At 63.5% G+C, this 25,028-nt stretch carries 22 protein-coding genes and 1 pseudogene; 7 read left to right on the top strand and 16 right to left on the bottom strand.

Annotated features, from left to right (window positions below; translation table 11 throughout):
• Positions 1-148: 148 nt before the first annotated feature.
• Genes CAG46_RS17070 through CAG46_RS17045 form a run of 6 tightly spaced genes read right to left on the bottom strand, consistent with a single transcriptional unit; the run spans position 149 to position 6,003 of the window.
• The gene (locus CAG46_RS17070) at positions 149-1,669 is read right to left on the bottom strand and encodes a glycosyltransferase family 39 protein (RefSeq protein WP_085616532.1); all 1,521 of its coding nucleotides are present in this window, start codon (positions 1,667-1,669) and stop codon (positions 149-151) included.
• A 3-nt stretch (positions 1,670-1,672) separates the two neighbouring features.
• Positions 1,673-1,945, bottom strand: a complete 273-nt coding sequence (locus tag CAG46_RS17065; protein WP_025338958.1) for a lipid-A-disaccharide synthase N-terminal domain-containing protein — start codon at positions 1,943-1,945, stop codon at positions 1,673-1,675.
• Entirely contained in the window at positions 1,942-2,685 is a 744-nt protein-coding gene (locus CAG46_RS17060) for a glycosyltransferase family 2 protein (RefSeq protein WP_075045110.1), read from the bottom strand. The genes CAG46_RS17065 and CAG46_RS17060 overlap by 4 nt, the downstream gene beginning before the upstream one ends.
• 34 nt (positions 2,686-2,719) lie before the next feature.
• A complete protein-coding gene (locus CAG46_RS17055) occupies positions 2,720-3,694 on the bottom strand; it encodes an NAD-dependent epimerase/dehydratase family protein (protein WP_075045111.1) in 975 nt (324 codons plus the stop codon).
• The gene (locus CAG46_RS17050; RefSeq protein ID WP_075045112.1) at positions 3,682-5,019 is read right to left on the bottom strand and encodes a UDP-glucose/GDP-mannose dehydrogenase family protein; all 1,338 of its coding nucleotides are present in this window, start codon (positions 5,017-5,019) and stop codon (positions 3,682-3,684) included. Before CAG46_RS17050 ends, CAG46_RS17055 begins: the two co-directional genes overlap by 13 nt.
• A 48-nt stretch (positions 5,020-5,067) precedes the next feature.
• Complete coding sequence (locus tag CAG46_RS17045; protein ID WP_085616685.1) at positions 5,068-6,003, bottom strand: LysR family transcriptional regulator; 936 nt, start codon at positions 6,001-6,003, stop codon at positions 5,068-5,070.
• Between the two features lie 118 nt (positions 6,004-6,121).
• On the opposite strand from CAG46_RS17045, the gene CAG46_RS17040 reads away from it, so the two are divergent.
• Complete coding sequence (locus tag CAG46_RS17040) at positions 6,122-6,985, top strand: type 1 glutamine amidotransferase domain-containing protein (RefSeq protein ID WP_085616530.1); 864 nt, start codon at positions 6,122-6,124, stop codon at positions 6,983-6,985.
• A gap of 120 nt (positions 6,986-7,105) precedes the next feature.
• Positions 7,106-8,152, top strand: a complete 1,047-nt coding sequence (locus CAG46_RS17035) for a class I SAM-dependent methyltransferase (RefSeq protein WP_075045114.1) — start codon at positions 7,106-7,108, stop codon at positions 8,150-8,152.
• A 143-nt stretch (positions 8,153-8,295) separates the two neighbouring features.
• Here the strand turns inward: CAG46_RS17035 and CAG46_RS17030 are convergent, their stop codons facing one another.
• The 6 genes from CAG46_RS17030 to yghU all read right to left on the bottom strand — a co-directional run bounded on the left by CAG46_RS17030 (position 8,296) and on the right by yghU (position 15,623).
• Entirely contained in the window at positions 8,296-9,540 is a 1,245-nt protein-coding gene (locus CAG46_RS17030; protein WP_003248123.1) for a saccharopine dehydrogenase family protein, read from the bottom strand.
• Between the two features lie 31 nt (positions 9,541-9,571).
• Complete coding sequence (locus CAG46_RS17025; protein ID WP_085616528.1) at positions 9,572-10,669, bottom strand: carboxynorspermidine decarboxylase; 1,098 nt, start codon at positions 10,667-10,669, stop codon at positions 9,572-9,574.
• A 368-nt stretch (positions 10,670-11,037) separates the two neighbouring features.
• Positions 11,038-11,955, bottom strand: a complete 918-nt coding sequence (locus CAG46_RS17020) for a pyridoxal-phosphate dependent enzyme (protein ID WP_085616526.1) — start codon at positions 11,953-11,955, stop codon at positions 11,038-11,040.
• Positions 11,952-12,626: a transcriptional regulator gene (locus tag CAG46_RS17015; RefSeq protein WP_085616524.1), complete on the bottom strand. Its 675-nt coding sequence runs from the start codon at positions 12,624-12,626 to the stop codon at positions 11,952-11,954. Before CAG46_RS17015 ends, CAG46_RS17020 begins: the two co-directional genes overlap by 4 nt.
• Positions 12,627-12,810: 184 nt before the next feature.
• Positions 12,811-14,514: an amidase gene (locus CAG46_RS17010; RefSeq protein WP_025338968.1), complete on the bottom strand. Its 1,704-nt coding sequence runs from the start codon at positions 14,512-14,514 to the stop codon at positions 12,811-12,813.
• 266 nt (positions 14,515-14,780) lie between these two features.
• Entirely contained in the window at positions 14,781-15,623 is an 843-nt protein-coding gene (gene yghU, locus CAG46_RS17005) for a glutathione-dependent disulfide-bond oxidoreductase (RefSeq protein WP_085616522.1), read from the bottom strand.
• Positions 15,624-15,823: 200 nt separating this feature from the next.
• Here yghU and CAG46_RS17000 point away from each other — a divergent pair, with 200 nt between their 5' ends.
• On the top strand, positions 15,824-16,870 hold the full coding sequence (locus CAG46_RS17000; protein ID WP_085616520.1) for a dienelactone hydrolase: 1,047 nt from the start codon (positions 15,824-15,826) through the stop codon (positions 16,868-16,870).
• Here CAG46_RS17000 and CAG46_RS16995 read toward each other — a convergent pair.
• The 3 genes and pseudogenes from CAG46_RS16995 to CAG46_RS29350 form a co-directional block, all read right to left on the bottom strand.
• Positions 16,832-18,025 (bottom strand): MFS transporter, encoded by a 1,194-nt coding sequence (locus CAG46_RS16995; RefSeq protein ID WP_085616518.1) that lies wholly within the window; start codon positions 18,023-18,025, stop codon positions 16,832-16,834. The genes CAG46_RS17000 and CAG46_RS16995 overlap by 39 nt on opposite strands.
• Positions 18,026-19,714: 1,689 nt before the next feature.
• Positions 19,715-21,301 carry an ABC-F family ATPase gene (locus CAG46_RS16985; protein ID WP_085616514.1) on the bottom strand — a complete coding sequence of 529 codons (1,587 nt, stop codon included), beginning with the start codon at positions 21,299-21,301 and terminating at the stop codon, positions 19,715-19,717.
• Positions 21,302-21,333: 32 nt separating this feature from the next.
• Positions 21,334-21,702 (bottom strand): annotated as a pseudogene (locus tag CAG46_RS29350) (integrase).
• 141 nt (positions 21,703-21,843) lie between these two features.
• Between CAG46_RS29350 and CAG46_RS16975 the strand changes: the two are divergent.
• Positions 21,844-22,203 carry a DUF6713 family protein gene (locus tag CAG46_RS16975; protein ID WP_025338973.1) on the top strand — a complete coding sequence of 120 codons (360 nt, stop codon included), beginning with the start codon at positions 21,844-21,846 and terminating at the stop codon, positions 22,201-22,203.
• Between the two features lie 39 nt (positions 22,204-22,242).
• Here the strand turns inward: CAG46_RS16975 and CAG46_RS16970 are convergent, their stop codons facing one another.
• Complete coding sequence (locus CAG46_RS16970) at positions 22,243-22,917, bottom strand: SOS response-associated peptidase (RefSeq protein ID WP_085616512.1); 675 nt, start codon at positions 22,915-22,917, stop codon at positions 22,243-22,245.
• Positions 22,918-23,407: 490 nt separating this feature from the next.
• Here CAG46_RS16970 and CAG46_RS28925 point away from each other — a divergent pair, with 490 nt between their 5' ends.
• The 3 genes from CAG46_RS28925 to CAG46_RS16960 all read left to right on the top strand — a co-directional run bounded on the left by CAG46_RS28925 (position 23,408) and on the right by CAG46_RS16960 (position 24,645).
• Positions 23,408-23,563 (top strand): hypothetical protein, encoded by a 156-nt coding sequence (locus tag CAG46_RS28925; RefSeq protein ID WP_178080711.1) that lies wholly within the window; start codon positions 23,408-23,410, stop codon positions 23,561-23,563.
• Positions 23,564-23,870: 307 nt separating this feature from the next.
• Positions 23,871-24,203 (top strand): hypothetical protein, encoded by a 333-nt coding sequence (locus tag CAG46_RS16965; RefSeq protein ID WP_085591161.1) that lies wholly within the window; start codon positions 23,871-23,873, stop codon positions 24,201-24,203.
• A 130-nt stretch (positions 24,204-24,333) separates the two neighbouring features.
• Positions 24,334-24,645, top strand: coding sequence for a hypothetical protein (locus tag CAG46_RS16960; protein WP_085616510.1), 312 nt, complete (start codon positions 24,334-24,336; stop codon positions 24,643-24,645).
• The last annotated feature ends 383 nt before the right edge of the window (positions 24,646-25,028 follow it).

Raw genomic sequence — 25,028 nt, 5'->3', positions numbered from 1 at the left:
GAACCTGGACTGCCCCCGAAAAAGTGGCGCGATCCTCTGTGGGAGCGACACAAGGCCGCTCCCACAGGGATAGCGCGTAGCTTGAGCTCGGCGCCAAACCTTTGGGAGCAATCGTGCCCGCGAAGTCCTGCAGAAACGTTGGCAGGCACTAAGGCGAGCCCGCCCAGGCGAAGTGGTAGACGTGGCTGGGGGCCGTGGCCTGGCACTGGCCGTTATCGGCATCGGCACCGACCACATACCACTCTGCGCGCGAGGTCTCGCCCAGCCTGCGTGCCTTGTCGGCACTGAAGCAGCGGCCCAGCTCCGAAGCCGGTACCAGGGCGAAGGCCGTGGGGTTGTGACGCAGCCAGTAAGCGGCCGTGTCCGCCCTGGACTGGCCGGTGAAACCGAAGTGCACGATGGGTTGCCGGGCAAACAGCCAATGCCCCTCGCGCCAGTTGACCAGCACCAACTCGGCGCCGCCGGTGGCCCGTGCGGCTTCACTCATCAATGTTTCATGCGGGTTGCGGCCTTCCTTCAGCGGCTCGACGAAGCCGCGTGCGAACCACAGCGCGAACCATGCCAGGACCACGGCAGTGAACGCCTTGCGCCAGGCCGGCCGGCGCTGCAGCCAGCGCTTGAGCAGCCACGGCAGCAGCGGCGCGATGGCCAGCACCAGGCCCGGCAGCGCCGGGAAGATATACAGCTTGCGCTTGCCGCTGCTGAGGCTGAAAAACAACAGCACCAGCACCACCCAGCCGAGCAGCAGCAGGAAGCGCGCGTCGCGTTTTTGCAGCTGCCGGCGCCAGGCCGGTACCAGCCAGGGCAGGGCCAGCACCAGTGGCAGCCAGTATTTTGGGATGACCTTGACGAAGAAGTACCAGAACGGTTCGCGATGGTCCCAGGCATTGGCATAGCGGCTGGCAGTCTGGCGCAGGAGTATTTCCTTCAGGTAGGCCAGCTCCGCCGCGCCACCGCCATGTGCGATCGAAACCAGCAGTGGCAGCAGCCACACCGCGCAACCGGCCAGCAGCCACGCCAGCCCCAGGCTCCAGCGCCAACCCTGGCCGGGCATGGCCACCACCCCGTGCCAGCGGTGGCGCACCGCCCAGGCATAGGGCAGCAATAGCAGCGCCGGGACAAAGCCCACGCCCTTGCTGATAATGCCCAGACCCATCGCCGCGCAGGCCAGGTAGAACCAGCCCCAGGCCGGCCCGAGCAGCAAGTGGCGCAGCATGCCGTAGAAGCCCAGTGCCACCCACAGGCACAGGAAGCTGTCGATCTGCCCGGTGCGCAGGATGCTGTAGCTCTGGTAGGTGGCCAGGAACAACAAGGCGGCGATCACGCCGATGCGCCGGTTCCACAGGCGCCGCCCCAGGTCATGCAGCACCCAGGTAATGGTCGCCGCCGACAGCAGCCCTGGCAGGTACAGGGCAACCTTGGGCGAGCCGGTGAGGTGGCTGAACAGGGCCACGGTCCACATGAACAGCGGCGGCTTGTCGCCGTAGATTTCCGCCGCCCGGTGCGGGATGAACCAGTTGCCGCTCTGCAGCATTTCCAGGGCGACGCCGAGAAAGCGTTCTTCATCCACATTCATCGGCTGGCGCCAGCCGATACCCGCGCCCACCAGCACCACCGCGAGGGCAATCAGGGCCAGGCGTTCGGCCCCGAGCGTGTTGAACCTTGGCAAGGGCTATTCCTTCTGTTCCTGGTGGCGGGCGATCAGCTGCAGGTTGCGCAGGTAGACCAGGAAGCCGAAGCTCTGGCCGATGATGAACACCGGGTCCTGGCGATAGATGGCGTAGGTCAGCAGCAGCGCGCTGCCGAGCATGCTCAGGTACCAGAAGCCCACCGGGATCACGCTGCGGCGCTTGAACTCGCTGTACAGCCACTGCAACACGAAGCGCCCGGTAAATACGGCCTGGCCGGCGAAACCGATGACCAGCCACAGGGTTTCGCGGGTCATCCTTCGAACTCCTGGGGGCGCGTGTCCAGGCGGGTGCGACGGATCAGCCACCAGACCCCGAACAGGTCGAGGATGCCGACCAGGGCGCGGTCCAGGTTGCCGTACTTGGACACCCCGGCCTGACGTGGCCGGTGGTTGACCGGGTGAACCAGCATGCGGCCGTTGTGGCGCAGGATCAGCGCCGGGATGAAGCGGTGCATGTGGTCGAAGTAGGGCAGGCGCAGGAAGGCCGCGCGTTCGATCAGTTTCAGCCCGCAGCCGGTGTCTGGCGTGGCGTCCTTGAGCAAGCGGCTGCGCAGGCCGTTGGCAAGCCGCGACGCCCAGCGTTTGCTGGCGCTGTCGCGGCGGTTGACCCGGTGCCCGGCCACCAGCTTGACGCCGCCGGCCAGGTCCTGGTTGGCGCGCACCAGGGCCAGCATGCCGGGGATGTCCGCCGGGTCGTTCTGGCCGTCCCCGTCCAGGGTCGCCAGCCAGCGCCCGCGCGCAGCCTGGGCGGCATGCCACAGCGAGGTGCTCTGGCCCAGCGAGCGCTCGTGACGGAGGATGCGCAGTTGCGTGTATCCCTGGCTTTTCAGTTGCAGCAGTACGCTCAGGGTGCGGTCGCTGCTGCCGTCATCGACCACCAGTACTTCATGGTCTTCGGCCGCCAGTGCGATGCGTATTTCCATCAAGAGTGACGGCAGGTTGTCGACCTCGTTCCTGGCGGGAATGAGCACCGAGAGGTCAAGTGGATCTGTCATGAGGCTACCTGTGATCTTGTTGTGATTGCGCGGCTCAGACCCGGTAGAAATCCCGGTACCAGCCAACGAAGGCGTTGACGCCGTGTTCCAGCGATGTGCCGGGGGTGTAGTCGATCCAGCGTGCCAGCGAGCCGACGTCGGCCCAGGTTTCCAGCACATCACCTGCTTGCAGCGGCAGGTAGTCGCGTCGGGCCTTGATGCCCAAGGCATGCTCCAGGCATTCGACGAAGTGCAGCAGCCGTACCGGCTGACCTCGGCCAATGTTGAACAGCTGGCAGGGCGGTTGCCCCTCGGCCGGCAGTGGCGGCTTCAGGCGCAGGCGCACAATGCTCTCGACGATGTCGTCGATGTAGGTGAAGTCGCGCCCCATCAGGCCGTTGTTGTAGACCTCGATCGGCCGGCCCTCGAGCATGGCGCGGGTGAACTTGAACGGCGCCATGTCGGGGCGGCCCCAGGGGCCGTATACGGTAAAGAAGCGCAGGCCGGTGGTCGGCAGCTGGTACAGGTGTGCGTAGCTGTGCGCCATCAGTTCATTGGCGCGCTTGCTGGCGGCATACAGCGACAACGGTTGCTCGACCGGGTCGTCGACGCTGAACGGCAGCTTGGCGTTGGCGCCGTATACCGAACTGCTGGAGGCGTAGATCAGGTGGCGGGGCGGCTGCTGGCGGCAGGCCTCGAGGATGTTGAGAAAGCCGACCAGATTGGCCTGGCCATAGGCGCCGGGGTTGTCCAGCGAATAGCGCACCCCGGCCTGGGCCGCCAGGTGGATCACCTCACTGAACGCCTGGCCGGCGAACAGCTGTTGCAGTTCGCTCGGGTGGGCGATGTCGAGGGTGTGGAAGCGGAAATTGGCAAAGCCGAACAGCTGCTGCAGGCGCGCCAGCTTCAGCTGGACGCTGTAGTAGGCATTGAGGTTGTCGATGCCGACCACCTCGATGCCTGCTTCGCACAGGCGCCGCGCAACGTGGTAGCCGATGAAGCCGGCCACGCCGGTAATCAGTACGGGCATGCTGGCTGCACCTGGCCACGGCCGATGCCGTAGTAAGTCAGGCCGGCGGCGGCCATGTGTTCGGGTTCGAACAGGTTGCGCCCGTCGAACACCACCCGGTCGGCCAGCTGTTGCGGTACCTTGTCCAGGTTGAGCACGCGGTAATCCTGCCATTCGGTGACGATCACCAGGGCATCGGCGCCGCGCAGTGCATCGTCCTTGCACGGCACCAGTTGCAGGTCGGCGCGCGGGCCATAGTGCCGCTGGATTTCTTCCATGGCCTGCGGGTCATGGGCCTGCACCCGCGCGCCGGCGGCCCACAGCGCTTCCAGCAGGACCCGGCTGGAGGCCTCGCGGATATCATTGGTATTGGGCTTGAACGACAGCCCCCACAAGGCGAAGACCTTGCCCCGCAGGCCGCGTGGGTAGTGGCGCTGGATCTTGCTGAACAGCCGGCCCTTTTGCTGCTCGTTGACCGACTCCACCGCACGCAGCAGCTGCGGCTCGAAGCCTTCGGCCTCGGCGCTGCGGCGCAGGGCTTGCAGGTCCTTGGGGAAGCACGAGCCGCCAAAACCGCAGCCGGCATAGATGAAGTCGTAGCCGATGCGCGGGTCCGAGCCGATGCCACGGCGCACCATTTCGATATCGGCGCCCAGGTGCTCGGCCAGGTTGGCGATTTCGTTGATGAACGAGATCTTGGTCGCCAGCATGCAGTTGGCCGCGTACTTGGTCAGCTCGGCGCTGCGCGCATCCATGACCATGAGCTTTTCGCGGTTGCGGCTGAACGGCAGGTACAGCTCGCGCAGCAACTCCACCTCGGCAGGTTCCGCGCCACCGATGATGATGCGCTCCGGGCGCATGCAGTCATCGACAGCCGAGCCTTCCTTGAGGAACTCGGGGTTGCTGACGACGTGGAAGCGGCTGGTATCGGCCACGGCCTGGGCGATGCGCGCCTTGATGCGGTGCACCGTGCCGACCGGCGCGGTGGATTTGTTGACGATCAGCTTGGGGCCGTCGGCATGTTCGAGGATGCTGTCGACCACGGCAAACACGTGCTTCAGGTCGGCGCTGCCATCGGCCTGTGCCGGGGTGCCGACGGCAATGAACTGCAACCTGGCGTAGTTGGCCGCTTCGCTGGCGTCGGTGGTGAAACGCAGGCGACCGCAGGCCAGGTTCTTCTCCAGCATCGGCGCAAGGCCGGGCTCGAAGATCGGGCAATGGCCTGCATTGAGGCTGGCGACCCGCTCGGCGTCGACATCCATGCACAACACCGAGTGCCCCACCTGGGCCAGGCACACTGCCTGGGTGAGGCCGACATAGCCGGTACCGAAAACCGTGACCTTCATTTGACAGCTCCTTGGCGAGAAAGCTGAAAAAAAATGTCACAACGTTGTTTAGATATTGTTACTTGCGCAGGCCGCTGCTTCCTGGGCGACGTTCCACAGCTGCTGGCGGAACCAGCGCCGCAACGGGTCGGCATGGGTGCGTTCATGCCATATCTGCATCACCTCGATTGCGGGCAATGTCAGCGGCAGCGGGTACATGCGCAGGTCGTCATCACGCTCGGTGGCTTCGATGGCCAGCGAGCTCAGGCAGGTGAGCAGCAGGTCGGTGCCGCGCAGCAGGCGCGTGGGGGCCACGAAGCTCGACAGGCCAGCCACGACCCGTCGTTGCATGCCCTGGCTGCGCAAGGCGCGGTCGACCAGGCCATCGAGGTCGCCGGTTAGGGTGGTGAGCAGGTGGTCGCTGGCGAGGAAGCTATCGAGGTCCAGGCCTTGGTCCGCGGCTGGATGACTGCGCGAGGCCAGCACAACGAAGTGTTCGGTGAGCAGGCGCTGTTGGTGGAAGGTTTCCGGGAGGTCGGTATAGAACCCGGCAACGGCCAGGTCACAGGTGCCTTTCTCCAGCTCTTCGCGAGGGAGCTGGCCACGGGTGTTGTGGGTGACCAGCGTCAGGTTCGGTGCCAGGCTGCGCAGGATCGGCAGCAGCCTGGGCAACAGCGTCTGTTCTACATAATCGGTGCTGTACAGGTGCAGGCGGGCGGGGCGGGCAAGGAAGTCCTGCCCTTCGCAGCGTTCATAGAAGCCTTCCAGGCCCACTACCAGGCGTTCTACCTCGGGCGCCAGTTCGTGGGCGCGTGGCGTCGGGGTCAGGCCCCTGGGCGCGCGGACGAACAGCGGGTCGCCAAACTGATGGCGCAGCTTGTTGAGTTTGTGGCTGAGGGCGGGCTGGCTCAGCGCCATGCGCTGGGCAGCGAGGGTGGCGTTGCGTTCCTGATACAGCACATGGAACAGGTACAGCAGGTTGAGGTCCTTGCTGGAGATATTCATTTTCTGGATCGCAGACATGAGAGCTTTCGAATTATCGAATCATAGCCTTGCCATTAGCATGAACGCATCCCGCCGATATGAGCGGACGGCTCTTTTTGCCTGATCAGGAGATTGTTGCATGACCAAGATGTCCCGGCTTGCCCTGGCTGTTGCCAGCACCCTGCTTGCCGCTGGCGCCCACGCTGCGCCCAAGGGAGAGGTGCTGGTGCTGTTGTCCAGCGAGAACCAGCTGCCCCTGCAGGACGGCAAGCGCTACGCCACTGGCTACTACCTCAACGAGTTCGGCGTGCCTGCCGACCAATTGCTCAAGGCTGGCTACAAGCTGGTGCTGGTAACCCCCGAAGGTAATGCCCCGAGCGTCGACCAGCGTTCGATCGACCCACGCTACTTTGCCGGTGATGCGGTGGAGATGCGCCGAATCGAGAAAGTCGTGCAAGGCCTGCCGGGCATTGACGATACCCTGTCGGTAAAAGAGGTACTGGCAGGTGACCTGGGCCGCTATGCCGGGCTGTTCATCCCCGGCGGCCATGCGCCGTTGATCGACCTGGCCAACAACCCGGACGTGGGCGCCTTGCTGCGGCATTTCCATCAGGCCGGCAAGCCTACAGCCGCCATCTGCCACGGCCCCATCGCCTTGCTCTCGGCCCAGCAGGACCCGGCGAGCTACCAGTCGGCGCTGGCGCGTGGTGAAAAGCCGGCAGCCAATGACTGGCTGTACAAGGGTTACAAGATGACGATCTTCTCCGACCCGGAAGAGCAGGTGTTCGAAGGATCGCTCAAGGACCAGCGGCTGTTGTTCTACCCGGCCAACGCCATGGCAATGGCAGGGGGCGACATGGGCTACGCCAAGGCCTGGCAACCCAATGTGGTGGTGGACCGCGAACTGATCACCGGGCAGAACCCGTTCTCGGACAAGGTGCTGGCCAAGGTACTGCTGGAAAAGTTGGCAGGGCAGGCAAAGCCCTCTGATCAAGGCATCTAGACTTACAAGTGGCCTGCATCGGGCAACGCTCGGCAGGCCCATACCATTCAACCGACCACCGCCTCCCCGGAGCGGATGTCCCTCGCTGGCGATGGCCTTCTTTGCAGAGGAGGGCAGGTCATGGACGAGGCAAGGCTTCACGACTTCATGGGCAAGCTGGTGGGCGACATGGGCGCGGCGGCGACCTTGGCCAACGTGATTCTCGGTGACGAGCTGGGGTTGTACCGGGCCATGGCCGACAGCCAGCCGACCACCCCCGAGGCGCTGGCGGAAAAGACCGGCTGCCACCCGCGGCTGGTGCGCGAATGGCTCAGCGCCCAGGCCGCCTCGGGCTACATGGTGCATGACAAGGGCCGTTTCGTGTTGCCTGAAGAGCAGGCCATGGCCCTGGCGCTGGAGGATTCCCCGGCCTACATGGCCGGCGGTGCGGCGGTGGTGGCCGCGCTGTTCCATGACAAGGACAAGCTGGTCGCGGCCATGCGCGGCGATGGCGGGCTGGCCTGGGGCGACCATCACCCCTGCATGTTCAGCGGCACCGAACGGTTCTTCCGGCCGGGTTACCGCACCTTCCTGGTGGCCGAATGGCTACCGGCGCTGGAGGGCGTGGTGGCCAAGCTGCAGGCGGGCGCCAAGGTGGCGGATGTGGGCTGTGGGCATGGTGCTTCCACGCTGGTCATGGCCCAGGCGTTCCCGGCATCCACCTTCGTCGGCTACGACTACCACGGGCCTTCCATCGCCACCGCCAACGAGCGTGCGCGCGAGGCGGGGTTGGCGGGGCGGGTGAGCTTCCAGCAGGCCAGCGCCAAGGACTACCCGGGGCATGACCATGACCTGGTGTGCTTCTTCGATTGCCTGCACGACATGGGCGACCCGGTGGGGGCTGCGAAGCATGCCTACCGTGCGTTGAAGGCCGACGGCACGGTGATGCTGGTGGAGCCTTATGCCGAGGATTCGCTGGAGGGCAACCTGACACCGGTCGGGCGCTTGTTCTATGCGGCGTCGACGTTTATCTGCACGCCCAATTCGTTGTCGCAGGAGGTGGGGTTGGGGCTGGGTGCGCAAGCGGGGGAAGCGCGGTTGCGGGCGGTGTTCGAGGAGGCGGGGTTCGGCCGGTTCCGGCGGGCGACGCAGACGCCGTTCAACCTGATTCTGGAGGCTCGGAAGTAAAGGTCAGCCTGTGCCGGCCTCTTCGCGGGTGAACCCGCTCCTACAGACCTGTGAAATACCTGTGGGAGCGGGTTCACCCGCGAAGAGGCCGGGCCTGCAAACGCAGAAGGGGCGCCTTGATGGCGCCCCCTCTGTCTTGCTGCTTAGGCTTCAGCGTCCCAGGGACGATCGCCTTTTTCATCCTTGACGCGGGTCGGCAGGCCCATCACGTCCAGCGCCTTGAGGAACGGCTCGGCTGGCAGCTCTTCGACGTTGACCATGCGCTTGGCATCCCACTCGCCACGGGCGACCAGCAGGGCGGCAGCCACTGGCGGTACACCGGCAGTGTAGGAAATACCCTGGCTGTCGGTCTCGGCGTAGGCTTCTTCGTGGTCGGCCACGTTGTAGATGAACACTTCGCGCGGCTGGCCATCCTTGGTGCCCTTGACCAGGTCACCGATGCAGGTCTTGCCGGTGTAGCCCGGGGCCAGCGAGGCTGGGTCCGGCAGCACGGCCTTGACCACTTTCAGTGGTACCACTTCCAGGCCTTCGGCGGTTTTCACCGGTTGCTCGGAGAGCAGGCCCAGGTTCTTCAGCACGGTGAACACGTTGATGTAGTGCTCGCCGAAGCTCATCCAGAAACGCACGTTCGGCACGTTGAGGTTCTTCGAAATCGAGTGAACTTCATCGTGGCCGGTCAGGTACAGGTTCTGCGAACCTACCACCGGCAGGTCGTCGGTACGCTTGACCTCGAACATGGTGTTGCTGGTCCACTGGCTGTTCTGCCAGCTCCACACTTGCCCGGTGAACTCACGGAAGTTGATTTCCGGGTCGAAGTTGGTGGCGAAGTACTTGCCATGCGAACCGGCATTGACGTCGAGGATGTCGATCGAGTCAATGCTGTCGAAATACTGTTGCTGCGCCAGCTTGGCGTAGCTGTTCACCACACCCGGGTCGAAACCGACGCCGAGAATGGCGGTAATGTTCTTTGCCTGGCACTCTTCGAGGTGTTTCCACTCGTAGTTGCCGTACCACGGCGGGGTCTCGCAGATCTTGCCCGGCTCTTCGTGGATGGCGGTGTCCAGATAGGCGACACCGGTATCGATGCAGGCACGCAGCACCGACATGTTGAGGAAGGCGGAACCAACGTTGATCACGATCTGCGATTCGGTCTCGCGGATCAGTGCCTTGGTTGCCTCGACATCGAGGGCATTGAGCGAGAAGGCCTGGATGTCGGCGGGTACCTTGAGGCTACCCTTGGCCTTGACGCTGTCGATGATGGCCTGGCATTTGGAGATGTTCCGTGACGCGATGGCGATACGACCCAGTTCGTCGTTATGCTGCGCGCACTTGTGGGCCACCACCTTGGCGACACCTCCTGCACCAATGATAAGAACGTTCTTCTTCAATTTATCCCTTGCTCCTTACTGAAAGCCGGTCTTACGACAGGCTGGAAACGTAGTCTTCGAAACCGAACTCGCGCACCACTTCGACGCTGCCGTCGAGTTGCTTGACCACGATGGATGGCATTTTCAGACCGTTGAACCAGTTTTTCTTGACCATGGTGTAACCCGCCGCGTCGACGAACGACAGGCGATCACCGATGGCCAGCGGACGATCGAATTGGTATTCGCCGAAGATGTCACCGGCCAGGCACGACTTGCCGCAGACCATGTAGGTGTGCGCGCCGTCGCTGGGGGCCATCTTGGCGTTGAGGCGGTAGATCAGCAGGTCGAGCATGTGCGCTTCGATCGAGCTGTCGACCACGGCCAGGTGCTTGCCGTTGTACAGGGTGTCGAGCACGGTCACTTCCAGCGAGGCGCTGTTGGTGATGGCTGCTTCGCCCGGCTCCAGGTAAACCTGCACGCCGTACTTTTCCGCGAAGGCTTTCAGGCGCGCGCAGAAGGCGTCCAGCGCGTAGTCTTCACCGGTGAAGTGGATGCCGCCACCGAGGCTTACCCACTCGACCTTGTGCAGCAGGTGACCGAAGCGCTCTTCGATATGCGTGAGCATCTTGTCGAACAGGCCGAAGTCGCCGTTCTCGCAGTTGTTGTGGAACATGAAGCCGGAGATCTGCTCGATCACCTGTTCGACCTTGGCCGGGTCCCATTCGCCCAGGCGGCTGAACGGGCGGGCAGGGTCTGCCAGCAGGTAGTCGGAGCTGCTGACCTGCGGGTTGACGCGCAGGCCACGGACCTTGCCTTCGGACTGTTCGGCGAAGCGCTGCAGCTGGCCGATCGAGTTGAAGATGATCTTGTCGCAGTTCTCGAGCATTTCCTCGACCTCGTCGTCGGCCCAGGCCACGCTGTAGGCGTGGGTTTCGCCGGCGAACTTCTGGCGGCCGAGCTTGAGCTCGTACAGCGACGAAGAGGTGGTGCCGTCCATGTACTGTTGCATCAGGTCGAAGACCGACCAGGTGGCAAAGCACTTGAGGGCGAGCAGCGCCTTGGCACCGGAGTGTTCGCGCACGTAGGCGATCTTCTCCATGTTGCCCAGCAGCTTGGTTTTATCGATGAGGTAGTACGGCGTCTTGATCATTTAAAGGCCCCCGGCCAGGCCGGCCAAAAAAAGGACACGCATTGTGCCTTCACTTGCCGCAGACCGAAAGGGTGGGTTACGCATTTCGTCGTGGTTGACGCTGTTGCGAGAGGATTTTTCCGGTTGCGGCGGGCTCAGTAGAACAGCGGCATGTGACTATCGTAATCAGCAACCGGGTGCCACAAGGAGAATCCGATGAGCAACGTTCTGTGCTGGATGGCACGGGCTACGCCCGTGTTCGCGGGTGAACCCGCTCCCACAGGGACTGCGCTTGCTTCAAACCTTGCACAGTCCTGTTGCTACCTCAATCCTGTGCAGTCCAATCTGTGGGAGCGGGTTTACCCGCGAAGAGGCCGGTACAGGCAACCTCAATCAACCTGCTGCAACCACGCCTGGATCTGCTCCAGCCTGGCAGTTGCCCCGCCACAAACCACCACCAGCACATTCTGGTACTGCGCCAGGGCGCCCGGTGCATAGGCCAACGCCAAAGCCGCCCCACAGGCAGGCTCCACCAGCACGCGATGGTCCAGCAGGAACCGCTCGCACGCCTCCAGCGCCGCGCGGTCAGTGACCAGGTGGCTGTGCACCGGATGCTCCTTCGCGCACACCAGCGCCTGGTCAGCCACACGCTTGGCCCCCAACGAGGTCGCCACCGAGGCAATACGTTCCAGCTCCACCGAATGCCCCGCCTGCATGGCCGCATGCAGCGATGCCGCGCCCTCGGTTTCCACCGCCAGCACCGGCACATCGCCCCAGCCGTTGCGCTGTAGCCCCTCGACCACACCACTGAGCAAACCACCGCCGCCTACCGACAACACCACGGCATCCGGTTTCACGCCGGCCTCGGCGACTTCATCCACCAGGCTGGCATGCCCGGCCCACAGCAGCGGGTCGTCGAATGGGTGAATGAAGGCGTCATCCGGGCCGACCAAGGTCTGCGCCAGGGCGTTGGCCTCCTGCCAGGAGCTGCCATGCACCTCCAACTTGGCGCCCTCCAGGCGCAGCAGGTCCTTGGCCCGCTCGGTGGTGGTCTCGGGCACTACCACGGTCACCGGCACGCCCAGCTTGCGCCCGGCATAGGCCACTGCCAGGCCGGCGTTGCCGCCCGAGGAAGACACGAAATGCCGCGCGCCACGGGCATGGTGCACCTCACAGGCGTGGCCCACGCCGCGCAGCTTGAACGAGCCGCAGGGCTGCAGTGCATCGAGCTTGAGCCAGACGTTGCTGCCCGCGGCCAGTGACAGCGGGCGGGATTCGATCAGGGGGGTATGAACATGCAAGGTCATTGGCTGGCTCCGCGCAGTTGCTCGAGGTAGTTGTAAACGGTGTAGCGGGTCACACCCAGGGCGCTGGCGGCCTTTTCCACGCCGCCCTTGACGATGAACAGGCCACGCTCCTGCATCACTCGCACGGCCTCGACCTTGGCCTGCTTGTTCATCCGCCCCTGGCCGCTGCGCTGCAGGGATGCCTGGATTATCTCGCTCATCAGCAGTTCCATGTCGGCGGGTTCATTGACGGCAGGTGTGGCCCCCAGCGGTTGGAACTGCTGAAGAAAGTTCATGGCGGCATCCAGGCCGGTGACGTCGGTGTTGACGCAAAGGCTGGCGAAGGGGTGGCCGTTGCTGTCACGGAAGATGGCCGTGGCGCTGCGCAGCGTGCGGCCCTTCAGCGTGGTGGGGTAATCGGGCAGCACCACCGGCTCACAGCCGTGCTGATCGGCCGAGGCCTGCATCAGTGCCTTGAAACCCTGGTCCTGTTCCGGGGCGGCGAGGATCGGGCTACCGACGCTGCGGCCGGAAAGGTGGCCGTTGACGATCGCCACCACGGAGTGTTCCGGGTGATCGAGGTCGTGCAGGAGGATTTCCATGTTGCGCGCGGCAACGCTACCCAGGGCCTGGATGGCGGCCTTGAGGACGGTGAGGGTGAGCTGGCGTTCTTCGCTTGGGGTGATAGGCATGGCAGATCGCAAAATCAACGTTTTGTGTATTTTTACACATTAAGTTGAATTAGGCGATTTGCTTTTCCAGGCCCATTCGCGGGTAAACCCGCTCCCACAGGGACCCCACGGTATTCAACACCTGTGGTGAACCTGTGGGAGCGGGTTTACCCGCGAATGGGCCGCAAAGCGGCCCCTTTAACCCTCAACCCAGGGCCGGGGTACGCGGCGGGATCATCCGACGCGACCCGGTCGCCTCGAAGGCCGCACCAAAGCTCAGCAGCGCATTGTCGCTGTAAGCCCGGCCAGCAAAGGTCAGCCCCACCGGCATGCCGATATCGGCCATCACGCCCATCGGCACGGTCACGGTCGGCACGCCCAGGTGGCGGATCGCCAGGTTGCCGTTGGCCACCCAGATGCCGTTGCTCCAGGCGATGTCCGCCGATGCCGGGTTGACGTCGGCATCGGCCGGGCCCACGTCGGCCACGGTGGGGAACAGCACCGCGTCCAGGCCCAGGTTGTCCATCCAGTCTTCCAGGTCGATCTTGCGGGTCTGCTCCAGGCCGCGCAGGCCGTCGGGCAGGGTCTCGATCTGGTCCCAGGTCTTCAGGCCACGCTTGGCCATGTTGACGTACTCGTCCATGCCGGCGGCCAGGTCGTCCTCACGGTTGGGCAGGGTGCCCGGGTCGTGGGGGAAGATCTGCGGCCCGTCGACATCGGCCAGGCGGTTGAGCCTGGGGTCATCGTTGGCGCGCAGGAAGTCGTCGAAGGCCCACCCCGACAGCTCCCACAGCTCGTCATGCAGGAACTCCTTGCTGACGATGCCGCGGTTGTACACGGTCGGTGCGCCCGGGCGGTCGCCCTCGCAGTTGGACACCAGCGGGAAGTCCACTTCCAGCACTTCGGCACCAGCCGCCTCCAGTGCCTGGCGGGCCTGCTGCCACAGGTCGATCACCGTGGCGCGGGTGTTGATGCGCTGGCCAGTCGGGCCGCCGATGCCAGGCTTCTCGGAAGTACCGGCCTCGGCATCGGCATTGATGTACATGCGTGGCACGCCAAAGCGCTTGCCCTTGAGCGCGCTGGCATCCACGGCCAGGTCCAGGTACGAAGCCGGGCGCACCGTCGAAGCCGCCGGGATTGGCACCCAAGGTTGCAGGCGCCACAGGTCGCCGCGCTTGTCGGCGTCGTCGGCTACGACCACGTCGAGGATTTCCAGCAGGTCGGCCATGGTGCGGGCATACGGCACCACCACGTCCATGGTCGGTGTCAGCGGCCAGTTGCCACGCACCGAAATCACCCCGCGCGACGGGGTATAGGCGCACAGGCCGTTGTTGGACGCCGGGCCACGGCCGCTGGACCAGGTTTCTTCGGCCAGGCCGAAGGCACTGAAGCTGGCAGCGGTGGCGGTGCCGGCACCGTTGGACGAGCCCGAGGCGAACGGTGCGGTCAGGTAGTTGGCGTTGTACGGGCTTTCGGCGCGGCCATACACGCCGCGTTGCATGCCACCGTTGGCCATGGGCGGCATGTTGGTCTTGCCCAGGCATACGGCGCCGGCGGCGCGCAGGCGTTCGATGGTGAAGGCGTCGCGCTGGGCCACCAGGTCCTTGAAGGCCGGGCTGCCGGAGGCAGCGGTCAGGCCTTTGACCAGGTAGCTGTCCTTGGCGGTGTAGGGGATGCCGTCCAACGGGCTCAGGACCTGGCCTTTGGCGCGACGGGCGTCGGAGGCTTCGGCCTCTTTCAGCGCCTCGGGGTTGCGCACCACCACGGCGTTCAGGGCAGTGGCGGTGTCGGCGCCATCGTAGGCATCGATGCGCGCCAGGTAGGCCTGGACCAGCTCGACCGCCGTCGTGCGGCCCGACTCGAGCGCGTCGCGCAGCTCGGCAATGGAAACCTCGGTTACCTCGATCATGCGTTCACCAAAAAAATGTGCAGGTGGGGGCTAATGCGAGGAGTGTACAAGAAGGGCTTGGCGGGCGCAGGTTTGCGCGGGGGCAAATGGTTTTTTGCAGGCGGGCATTGTCGGGCCTCCCAAGCCCGGCGCGAACCCTTGTAGGAGCGGCCTTGTGTCGCGATAGGGCCGCAAAGCGGCCCCAATGATTTCACTGTGATACGAAGACCCTGGGGGCGCTTCGCACCCCTTTCGCGACGCAAGGCCGCTCCCACAAGGGTGCCGCGTCAACCGTCCAGGTCTGCCGCTGCATGCCGCTCCGGCACCTGGCTGGCCTCATCCCCCCAGGTCCGGTTCACCCGTGTGCCGCGCTGCACCGCCGGGCGCAAGGCAATCTCCTCGGCCCAGCGCTGCACATTCGGGTACTCGTCCACCGCCAGGAACTCCGCCGCGCCATACAGGTTGCCGCGCACCAGCTGGCCATACCAGGGCCACACGGCAATGTCGGCGATGCTGTATTCCTCGCCGCCCAGGTAGCGGCTTTCGGCCAGGCGCCGGTCGAGCACGTCCAGCTGGCGCTTGGCTTCCATGGTGAAGCGGTTGATCGCGTACTCGAACTTTTCCGGCGCATACACATAGAAGTGGCCAAAGCCGCCGCCCAGGTACGGCGCCGCGCCCATTTGCCAGAACAGCCAGTTCAGGCTTTCGGTGCGTGCAGCTGGCGCTTTCGGCAGCAAGGCACCGAACTTTTCCGCCAGGTACAGCAGGATCGAACCCGACTCGAACACCCGCACCGGCGGCTCGACGCTGCGGTCGAGCAGGGCGGGGATCTTCGAGTTGGGGTTGACCTGGACGAAGCCGCTGGAGAACTGCTCACCCTCGCCAATGCGGATCAACCAGGCATCATATTCGGCGCCCGAGTGGCCCAGCGCGAGCAGCTCTTCGAGGGCGATGGTGACCTTGACGCCATTGGGCGTGGCCAGGGAGTACAGCTGCAGCGGGTGCTTGCCCAGCGGCAGGTCCTTGTCGTGAGTCGGGCCGGCAACCGGGCGGTTGATGCTGGCGAACTGGCCGCCGGACGCTGCGTCGTTGCGCCAGACCTTGGGTGGCACGTAGGCGGGCTTGCTCATGCATGAATCTCCTTCATTGGCGCGAAACGGTCACGTAGAGACGTGGACCTGCATCTATGCCACGGGTTCGACGAAAAGCGCAAATGCATAGGGCGCGGGCGTGAAGTGCATGACTTCGGTTTCATCCAGGTTTCATCCGGTGCAGCCCAGGCCGGTTCTATGCTGGGCTATCTCTTCGCCCTGCAAGGAACCGCCGGCCGATGACTCTCCCACGCTGCGTGCTGGCGCTGGCCCTGTTCGGCAGCCTGCTGGCCCACGCCGAGGCCGCGCCCTGGGTTGCCGGCCTGCACCACATGACCCTGGCCGACCCGGTCGACGCGCGGCCCATGCAGGCGCTGGCGTTCTACCCGGCCATCGGCAATACCCGCAGCAGCCGGATAGACGGCTACCCGATCGACGTGAGTGAAGAGGCGCCGGTAGCGTTGGGCCAGTTCCCGTTGCTGGTGCTGTCCCACGGCAATACCGGCAGCCCGCTGGCCTTGCACTACCTGGCGACGTCGCTGGCGCGCCAGGGCTTCATCGTGGTGGCGGTGGTGCACCCCGGCGACAACGCCCGCGACCACAGCCGCCTGGGCACCCTGAGCAACCTGTATGGCCGGCCGCTGCAGGTGAGTGCCGCGATTACGGCTGCCCGCGATGATGCCTTGCTGGGGCCCTACCTGAACGGTGGCAAGGTTGGGGTGATCGGCTACTCGGCCGGTGGTGAAACCGCCTTGATCCTCTCAGGCGCGCGCCCCGACCTGGACCGCCTGCGCAAGTACTGCCTGGATCGCCCTGACGACGCCGACGCCTGCAGGACCCACGGCGTACTGATTGCCGACCGCAGCGAGCTGGTGCCAGAGGCCGACCAGCGGGTGGGGGCGGTGATGCTGATGGCGCCGCTCAGCCTGCTTTTCGGACGCCATGCCTTGGCCGGGGTGCAGGTGCCGGCGCTGATCTACAGTGGCGACAGCGACCAGCTGGTGGCGGTGGACCGCAACGCCGAAGCTCTGGCCCGCAAGTTGCCGGTCACACCGGACTATCGCCTGCTGGCCGGCGCCGGGCACTTCGTGTTCATGGCCCATTGCGATGCCGAGCAGTCCGTGCGGATGCCGGCGCTGTGCAAGGATGCCGCAGGCGTGGACCGTCGGCACATCCACCATTCCCTGCAACGTGAAGCCGCGGTGTTCTTCAGCCAGGCGTTGGGCGCGCCGCAGCCTGCCGAGCGTTCAGCCGCGAGTGGCGCGCCGCGCCAGCAACAGCGTTAGGCCCACACCGGCCAGGGCGAGCAGGGCGGCCACACAGAAGATCGAGGCATAGCCCAGGTGCGCGGCCACCGCGCCCATCACCGGCCCGGCGATGGCCAGGGCCATGTCGAAGAACACCGCGTAGGCACCCAGCCCTGCGCCGCGGCTGCTGCTGGGTACCTGCTTGATCGCTTCCACTCCCAGTGCCGGGTACACCAGCGACAGCCCGAAACCGGTAAGCCCGGCACCGATCAGCGCCCACGGCGGCGATGGTGCCAGCCACAGCAGGCTCAGGCCGAGCACTTCGGTGGCCATGCACGCGACCGCCACGTTGTAGCCACCAAAACGGTTGACCGCGTTGACGAACAGCAGCCGGGAAATGATGAAGCACACGCCAAAGGCACTCAGGCACCAGGCCGCGCCCGCCCAGCCGCGCTCCAGGTAATACAGGGTGACGAAGGTGGTCAGGGTGCCGTAGCCGATAGAGGCCAGGGTCAGGCCCAGGCCACAGGGTGCGACCCGGCCGAAGGCCGACCAGAAGGGCAGGCGCTCGCCACGCACCACCACCACGTCCGGCCGCTTGCGCAGTACCAGCAGGGCCGATACCGCCAGCACCAGCAATGCCGGCCCCAGCACGCTGAAGTCCAGCCCGTCCACGGCCAGTACACCCAAGGGGGCACCAATGGCGATGGCGCCATAGGAGGCGATACCGTTCCAGGAAATCACCCTGGCGGTGTGCTCGGGCCCGACCTGGCTGATGCCCCAGCTCAGCGTGGCCACGCCGATCAGCCCTTGGGCGAGGCCCAGCAGCAGGCGCCCGCCGAGCAACAGCGCCAGGCTCAGCAGCGGTAGCGTCAGGGTCCAGGCCGATAGCAGGGTCAACACCCCGCAGCCGGCAATCCCCAGCAAACCGAAGCGAATCGCCTGCTTGCCCCCCAGGGTATCGGCCACGCGCCCGGCAAACGGGCGGCTGAGTAGCGTGGCCAGGTATTGCAGGCCAATGGTCAGCCCGGCGACCACCGCGCCAAACCCCAGCTGGTCGTGCACATGGCTGGGCAAGACGGCGATCGGCAGGCCGATGCAGAGGAAGGCAATGAAGGTGTAGAAAACGATCGACAGGATCTGCAGGGTAATTTGCAGCGTGTTGCTGGCGGGGGCGGGTTGTTGCGCGGTCATGGGCTCGTTCGCGGGCGGGCGGTTGGGCGTGGCCCCATCATGGCCGTTGCGCGAAGGAAATGAAAGCAGGCTAACGAATTATTCGTCGGGTAGTGCCAGCCCGTGGGATCGGCGGTGGATTCTTCGCGGGTGAACCCGCTCCCACAGGATTTGCATAGGCCCAAGTGCTACGCAGTCCCTGTGGGAGCGGGCATGCCCGCGAAGAGGCCGGCCCAGCCATACAAGATGGCCAGGCATCAATCAGACCACTACCTGGCTACGCAGGTAATCGTCATTCGCGGGCTCGCCCGCTCCCACAGGATTTGCGTAGGCCTCAAATGCTACGCAGTCCCTGTGGGAGCGGGTTTACCCGCGAAGAGGCCGGCCCAGCCATACAAGATGACCAGGCAACTCCATCAATCAGACCAGCACACCCTGGCTACGCAGTTGATGGTCATTCGCGGGATCGCCCGCTCCCACAGGATTTGCGTAGGCCTCAAATGCTACGCAGTCCCTGTGGGAGCGGGTTTACCCGCGAAGAGGCCGGCCCAGCCATACAAGATGACCAGGCAACTCCATCAATCAGACCAGCACACCCTGGCTACGCAGTTGATCGTCATTCGCGGGCTCGCCCGCTCCCACAGGATTTGCGTAGGCCTCAAATGCTACGCAGTCCCTGTGGGAGCGGGTTTACCCGCGAAGAGGCCGGCCCAGCCATACAAGATGACCAGGCAACTCCATCAATCAGACCAGCACACCCTGGCTACGCAGTTGATCGTCATTCGCGGGCTCGCCCGCTCCCACAGGATTTGCGTAGGCCTCCAATGCTACGCAGTCCCTGTGGGAGCGGGTTTACCCGCGAAGAGGCCGGCCCAGCCATACAAGATGACCAGGCAACTCCATCAATCAGACCAGCACACCCTGGCTACGCAGTTGATCGTCATTCGCGGGCTCGCCCGCTCCCACAGGATTTGCGTAGGCCTCAAATGCTACGCAGTCCCTGTGGGAGCGGGTTTACCCGCGAAGAGGCCGGCCCAGCCATACAAGATGGCCAGGCCGCCGCATCAATCAGACCACTACACCCTGGCTACGCAGGTAATCGTCATTCGCGGGCTCGCCCGCTCCCACAGGATTTGCATAGGCCTCAAGTGCTACACAGTCCCTGTGGGAGCGGGTTTACCCGCGAAGAGGCCGGCCCAGCCATGCAAGATGGCCAGGCCGCCGCATCAATCAGACCACTACCTGGCTACGCAGGTAATCGTCATTCGCGGGCTCGCCCGCTCCCACAGGATTTGCATTGGGCTCAAGTGCTACGCAGTCCCTGTGGGAGCGGGTTTACCCGCGAAGAGGCCGGCCCAGCCATACAAGATGGCCAGGCCGCCGCATCAATCAGACCACTACACCCTGGCTACGCAGGTAATCGTCATTCGCGGGCTCGCCCGCTCCCACAGGATTTGCATAGGCCTCAAGTGCTACACAGTCCCTGTGGGAGCGGGTTTACCCGCGAAGAGGCCGGCCCAGCCATGCAAGATGGCCAGGCCGCCGCATCAATCAGACCACTACCTGGCTACGCAGGTAATCGTCATTCGCGGGCTCGCCCGCTCCCACAGGATTTGCATTGGGCTCAAGTGCTACGCAGTCCCTGTGGGAGCGGGTTTACCCGCGAAGAGGCCGGCCCAGCCATACAAGATGGCCAGGCCGCCGCATCAATCAGACCACTACACCCTGGCTACGCAGGTAATCGTCGTAGGTACCGCTGAAGTCCACCACGCCATCAGCCGACAGCTCGATGATGCGCGTGGCCAGCGACGACACGAACTCACGGTCGTGGCTGACGAACAGCAGGGTGCCCGGGTAGTTTTCCAGCGCCAGGTTCAGCGCCTCGATCGATTCCATGTCCAGGTGGTTGGTCGGCTCGTCCATCACCAGCACGTTCGGCTTCTGCAGGATCAGCTTGCCGAACAGCATGCGGCCTTGCTCACCACCGGAAATCACCTTCACCGACTTGAGAATCTCGTCGTTGGAGAACAGCATGCGCCCGAGGGTGCCGCGGATCACCTGCTCGCCGGAGGTCCACTGGCCCATCCAGTCGAACAGGGTCATGTCGTCTTCGAAGTCGTGGGCGTGGTCCTGGGCGTAGTAGCCCACTTCGGCGCTGTCGGTCCACTTCACTTCACCCTTGTCCGGGGTCATTTCACCGACCAGGGTGCGCAGCAGGGTGGTCTTGCCTATACCGTTGGGGCCGATGATCGCCACGCGCTCGCCAGCCTCGATGGTGAAGCCCAGGTCCTCGAACAGCACCTTGTCGTCGAAGGCCTTGGCCATTTTCTCGACGGTGACGGCCTGGCGGTGCAGCTTCTTGGTCTGTTCGAAGCGGATGAACGGGCTCACCCGGCTCGACGGCTTGACCTCGGCCAGCTGGATCTTGTCGATCTGCTTGGCCCGCGAGGTGGCCTGCTTGGCCTTGGAGGCGTTGGCCGAGAAGCGGCTGACGAAGGTCTGCAGTTCGGCGATCTGGGCTTTCTTCTTGGCGTTGTCCGACAGCAGCTGCTCGCGGGCCTGGGTGGCAGCGGTCATGTACTCGTCGTAGTTGCCCGGGAATACGCGCAGCTCGCCGTAGTCCAGGTCGGCCATGTGGGTGCAGACACTGTTGAGGAAGTGCCGGTCGTGGGAAATGATCACCATGGTGCTGTTACGCGCGGTGAGGATGGTTTCCAGCCAGCGGATGGTGTTGATGTCCAGGTGGTTGGTCGGCTCGTCGAGCAGCAGCACGTCCGGGTCCGAGAACAGCGCCTGGGCCAGCAGGACACGCAGCTTCCAGCCCGGTGCCACTTCGCTCATCGGGCCGAAGTGCTGTTCCAGCGGAATACCCAGGCCCAGCAGCAGTTCACCGGCACGGGATTCGGCGGTGTAGCCGTCCATCTCGGCAAATTCGGTTTCCAGCTCGGCGACGGCCATGCCGTCTTCCTCGGTCATTTCCGGCAGCGAGTAGATACGATCGCGCTCGGCCTTGACCTTCCACAGTTGGCCGTGGCCCATGATCACCGTGTCGATCACGGTGAATTCCTCGTAGGCGAACTGGTCCTGGCGCAGCTTGCCCAGGCGGGTGTTCGGCTCGAGCATGACCTGGCCGCCGGACGGCTCCAGGTCACCGCCGAGGATCTTCATGAAGGTCGACTTGCCGCAACCGTTGGCGCCGATCAGGCCGTAGCGGTTGCCGTTGTTGAATTTGACGGAAACGTTTTCGAACAGCGGCTTGGAGCCGAACTGCATGGTGATGTTGGCGGTAGAAATCAAGTGCTTGTCCTGCGGGGGTTCCAGAGGTGTATTTAGGCCATCTCGTCAGTTTTGGGCCCATTTTGGGCCAATCCGACTCGGGGCGGCAGCTTCTCCAGCTCCCTCCAGTCCGAGGAGGAGCTGATCCATTTCGCGTAGGTAGAAAGCAACATCTCGACGCTGTGACCAAGCTGGTTCGCGATGAACGTGGGTTCATCCCAGACATCAGGCATAGGGTGGCGTAGGTGTGGCGGGTGTCGTACTGACGGCGTTCACGGATGTTCAGCGCCTTGGGCGCCGATTTGAAGTGGCGGATTGTAACACTTGGTTCGTTGATCCACAGCCCACCTTTGCTCGGCTGGAACAGAAATGGGCGGATCGGGTGCGCTGGCTTGGGATGTCATGCGCTGGAGAGTTGCCATCCTCTGGGCCTGCTGGATGGCATTCAGCGCGCGCTCGTTGAGCAGCACTGATCTGCAAATACATCCAAGCGTCGCATAGAGGCGCGAGATATCATCGTCAGCGCTTTACAGGGATGATCACTAGCTGAAGGGATTGCTTACATGGAAAGAAGCTATTTCGTAACGATGCTTGCACTGATTCTTCATCAAATAGATGCCGCGTATTGGCAGGAATGGGAGATGTTTTTCCTACCGGGTGGGGTACAGGGCTTCCTCCTGTTCAATATCTTGGCAATACCCGTGTTGCTGGTTGGTTATCGAAGCGTGTTGCTGGGTACGGTTAACGCGGTGTTCTTCGCCAAAGTTTGTGCCGGCCTAGGCCTGATCACGTTCCTTATCCATGCCGGCTTCGGATTGGCTGGATATCACCAGTTTCACCTGCCTGCTTCGATCTCCATCCTCATTCTGTGCTTGGCCAGCTCTGTATGGCTGATGGCAGGGATACGATCCTCATCGCAATGATCGCAGGCGCCGCGCTTACGATCCTGCATCGCTGCGCATTCAAATCATACGCTGAAGCGGGTTCATCAGCTCGGCACCTTGATTACGCACATTCCCCACGGCGATACCCACCCGGTACCACTCGAAGGCTTCGGCCGGCTCACCCAGGTTGAGCACCAGTTGTTCTGCGCGCTCGCTGGGCATTGCTGCCGCGATCCACTCGTACGCCAGTTCTGGCGACAACACGACAGGCCGGCGGTCGTGAACGTCGACCATTCCGCCCTGAGCGTCGGCGGTAATGATGACGAACCCGTCGTGCTCGGTGCCGGTGAACTGGCCGATCGAGGCGCAAAGGGCAGGGCGCCCATCCTGGCGGCGGATGTAGTACGGTTGTTTCTTCGGCCCACCTTCATCAACCCATTCGTACCAGCCGTCGACAGGGGTGATGGCCCGGTGCGGCCAGATCGCCCGGAAGAATGGGCCATGCGCCACCTTCTCGACCCGCGCGTTGATCGGCGCAGCGCGATCGGTTGCCCAGTGCGGCCGCCATCCCCACTTCACCAGGTCCGCTCGTGGGCCTGCGTCATCCATCCGCAGTACTGCCACCAGCGTGGTCGGCGCGATGTTGTACCGGCCAAGCGGCTGGTCGCCGACGTTGTTCCGCCAGGCCTCTGGCAGGCTCAGGGTTTCAACGAAGTCATGTATGCCACGGTACTGGCTGAGCCTTCCGCACATATTCGCTTCCTCCGAAACCATGAGCATAGGCCAGGGCATGGTTCCTCAGGCACATGGCAGCAGGGGGCCGAGCATGGACGGAACGACCCTGATCGGATGTGTCACGGTTTTGGAACAGCAATTGCTTCGACCCTGAGGCATTGATCATTCGGGGAACGCAAAAATGACTCAGGATGACCGCTATTACATGGCCTTCGTTGTGGTTGCCGTACTGCTCCTGGATCTGGTGGCGACACTGGTGTTCCTGAAGGCCATCGCCTGACCCCGATTGTGGGTTCAGCCCCCCGGAATCGGGGCACCAGCAGGAAGACAATCCGGTCTGGGTCGGGTTTTGCTCGCGCTCTGGCGGGTTCATGGCCATACGGTACCGGAATGTCCTGCGCATGAAATCGCTGGCAAGAAGACCAACGGCCGGCCCCTGCCTGAACATCCCTCCTTTGTGCGGTCCAACGTAAGCAAGGCCTGGTTTCACCTGGCCGGAGGTACGCACATGAAACGCAAGACTGCATGGGTCGTAGTGTTTTCAGGGTTGCTGCTGCTCGGTGGTTGCTGGCCATATTGGCACCACGGTGGGCATCACGGCGGCGGCCATCACCGGCATTTCAACGATGGACACCATGGTGGTCAGGACTACCGCCGCTATTGATGCAGGCAGCAATCCCTTCCGCTAGCGGCCACGCCTGTGCGAACACACTGCAAGACTACGAATGCTCGCCCAGGCTGGCCTGTCTGGAACTTGCTTATCCATGAACGAAGGTTAACTTCGCGGGGAAAGCCCGCCCTGAAACCGATATAGCAAACAAGCATATTGCCCGGCTGACGTTGAGCAGTAACATGGGCAAACAAAAACCAAAAAAAGGCATGCGGCTTGGCAACACTTTCCCAAGTTACTCGATGGGGCGGCAGGAGCGTGTCGCGTGAAGAGCTCAAGATCGGTAGCAGGTGCAATACTGATGTCCACTTTCGCCACACTGTTCATGGCAGGCTGCGCACATGACCCCGATGTGCGCGAGGGCCATGGGTATGCGGCCGGGGCCACGGAAAGAAGTACGCCGGCGTACCTGGGATGCGTCAAAAGCGAACTTCAAGGGAATGTGAAAACCTACCAGGTCGATGGCGATAACTCGGTCAGACTGTTCGTCGATAGTACCGACCCCGACAAGGCGGGTGGCATGGTCGAGGTGCGGGGCACGGGTAACCAGCGCCAGTTCGCGGCCTATCAACGCGATGCCTGGTACGACCATGGCAGGCTGCTGGACGCCGCGCTGATGTGTTCTAAAGCATGATCAACTGACCCTCGTGAACAAAAAGCCCGCCCTCGAGAGCGGGCTTTTTGCATTTGCCGACCCCAGCGGCAATAATCCGCTCATTTGAACGGAGAGCACCAGGTTGGAAGCAAGAAGCGTTGTCGCGGAAATGTTCATTGGAATGCCGACGCATTTCTGGGTGTTGCCGGTTGCCGGCCTGGTCGCCTGGTTCGGCCTGAAATGGGCCGAGCAGTCCGATAACCGCGCCACCATGCTGCGGACCGTGACCTACCTGCTGCTCATCGCGTTGGCGGTGTTGCCCAACGGCTTTTATGCGTTGTTTCCCCCGTCGCCCGGCATGCCCGAGCTGTTGTTGAATCGTGAACCGCTACCGAACTACGAAGGCCGCTTCTATCTGGATGCGTTCTACGTGTTCAGTGGGTGGGCACTGAGCAAAGTGGCAAAGCTCAAGTTCAACTAAGGAAACGCTGAACGAGCCGCTCGAAGACTAGCACCGAGCGGCCTACATGTCTCATGTTGCTCGATAATCTGCCTTGCTGTCGGGCTTACCCAGGCTCAAGTTGAAAGGTTCGTCAGGAGCTGGAAGCAAACACGATTTGTTTGCATTTATCAAGGTGTGGGGGCGGCTACTTTTCAACTAATACCTTCCTGTTAACACCAACTTTCAGTTACGCCATCCTGCGGTGAGGAAGGGCTAACTCAAAAGTAATAGATCAAGTAGATTTTTGCGAGCCTTGATGATGATCCTCGCCGCAGAGACCTTCCTTAAATATTTTAAAGCCCGTCTGGCGTTTTATGGGGGGCGTGCTATTTCTGGATATACGCGTGCGATCGCTCGGTCGT

Source organism: Pseudomonas sp. B23(2017), assembly GCF_002113725.1.
Taxonomy (GTDB): domain Bacteria; phylum Pseudomonadota; class Gammaproteobacteria; order Pseudomonadales; family Pseudomonadaceae; genus Aquipseudomonas; species Aquipseudomonas putida_Z.
The sequence above is the reverse complement of the archived record's forward strand: the minus strand, read 5'-3'. Positions and strand labels throughout refer to the sequence as shown.

Coding starts and splice junctions, on each gene's coding strand:
- CAG46_RS17065 (WP_025338958.1), bottom strand. CDS start 1,945: ATGACCCGCGAAACCCTGTGGCTGGTCATCGGTTTCGCCGGCCAGGCC.
- CAG46_RS17060 (WP_075045110.1), bottom strand. CDS start 2,685: ATGACAGATCCACTTGACCTCTCGGTGCTCATTCCCGCCAGGAACGAG.
- CAG46_RS17055 (WP_075045111.1), bottom strand. CDS start 3,694: ATGCCCGTACTGATTACCGGCGTGGCCGGCTTCATCGGCTACCACGTT.
- CAG46_RS17050 (WP_075045112.1), bottom strand. CDS start 5,019: ATGAAGGTCACGGTTTTCGGTACCGGCTATGTCGGCCTCACCCAGGCA.
- CAG46_RS17045 (WP_085616685.1), bottom strand. CDS start 6,003: ATGAATATCTCCAGCAAGGACCTCAACCTGCTGTACCTGTTCCATGTG.
- CAG46_RS17040 (WP_085616530.1), top strand. CDS start 6,122: ATGACCAAGATGTCCCGGCTTGCCCTGGCTGTTGCCAGCACCCTGCTT.
- CAG46_RS17035 (WP_075045114.1), top strand. CDS start 7,106: ATGGACGAGGCAAGGCTTCACGACTTCATGGGCAAGCTGGTGGGCGAC.
- CAG46_RS17025 (WP_085616528.1), bottom strand. CDS start 10,669: ATGATCAAGACGCCGTACTACCTCATCGATAAAACCAAGCTGCTGGGC.
- CAG46_RS17020 (WP_085616526.1), bottom strand. CDS start 11,955: ATGACCTTGCATGTTCATACCCCCCTGATCGAATCCCGCCCGCTGTCA.
- CAG46_RS17015 (WP_085616524.1), bottom strand. CDS start 12,626: ATGCCTATCACCCCAAGCGAAGAACGCCAGCTCACCCTCACCGTCCTC.
- CAG46_RS17010 (WP_025338968.1), bottom strand. CDS start 14,514: ATGATCGAGGTAACCGAGGTTTCCATTGCCGAGCTGCGCGACGCGCTC.
- yghU (WP_085616522.1), bottom strand. CDS start 15,623: ATGAGCAAGCCCGCCTACGTGCCACCCAAGGTCTGGCGCAACGACGCA.
- CAG46_RS17000 (WP_085616520.1), top strand. CDS start 15,824: ATGACTCTCCCACGCTGCGTGCTGGCGCTGGCCCTGTTCGGCAGCCTG.
- CAG46_RS16995 (WP_085616518.1), bottom strand. CDS start 18,025: ATGACCGCGCAACAACCCGCCCCCGCCAGCAACACGCTGCAAATTACC.
- CAG46_RS16975 (WP_025338973.1), top strand. CDS start 21,844: ATGGAAAGAAGCTATTTCGTAACGATGCTTGCACTGATTCTTCATCAA.
- CAG46_RS16970 (WP_085616512.1), bottom strand. CDS start 22,917: ATGTGCGGAAGGCTCAGCCAGTACCGTGGCATACATGACTTCGTTGAA.
- CAG46_RS28925 (WP_178080711.1), top strand. CDS start 23,408: ATGAAACGCAAGACTGCATGGGTCGTAGTGTTTTCAGGGTTGCTGCTG.
- CAG46_RS16965 (WP_085591161.1), top strand. CDS start 23,871: ATGTCCACTTTCGCCACACTGTTCATGGCAGGCTGCGCACATGACCCC.
- CAG46_RS16960 (WP_085616510.1), top strand. CDS start 24,334: ATGTTCATTGGAATGCCGACGCATTTCTGGGTGTTGCCGGTTGCCGGC.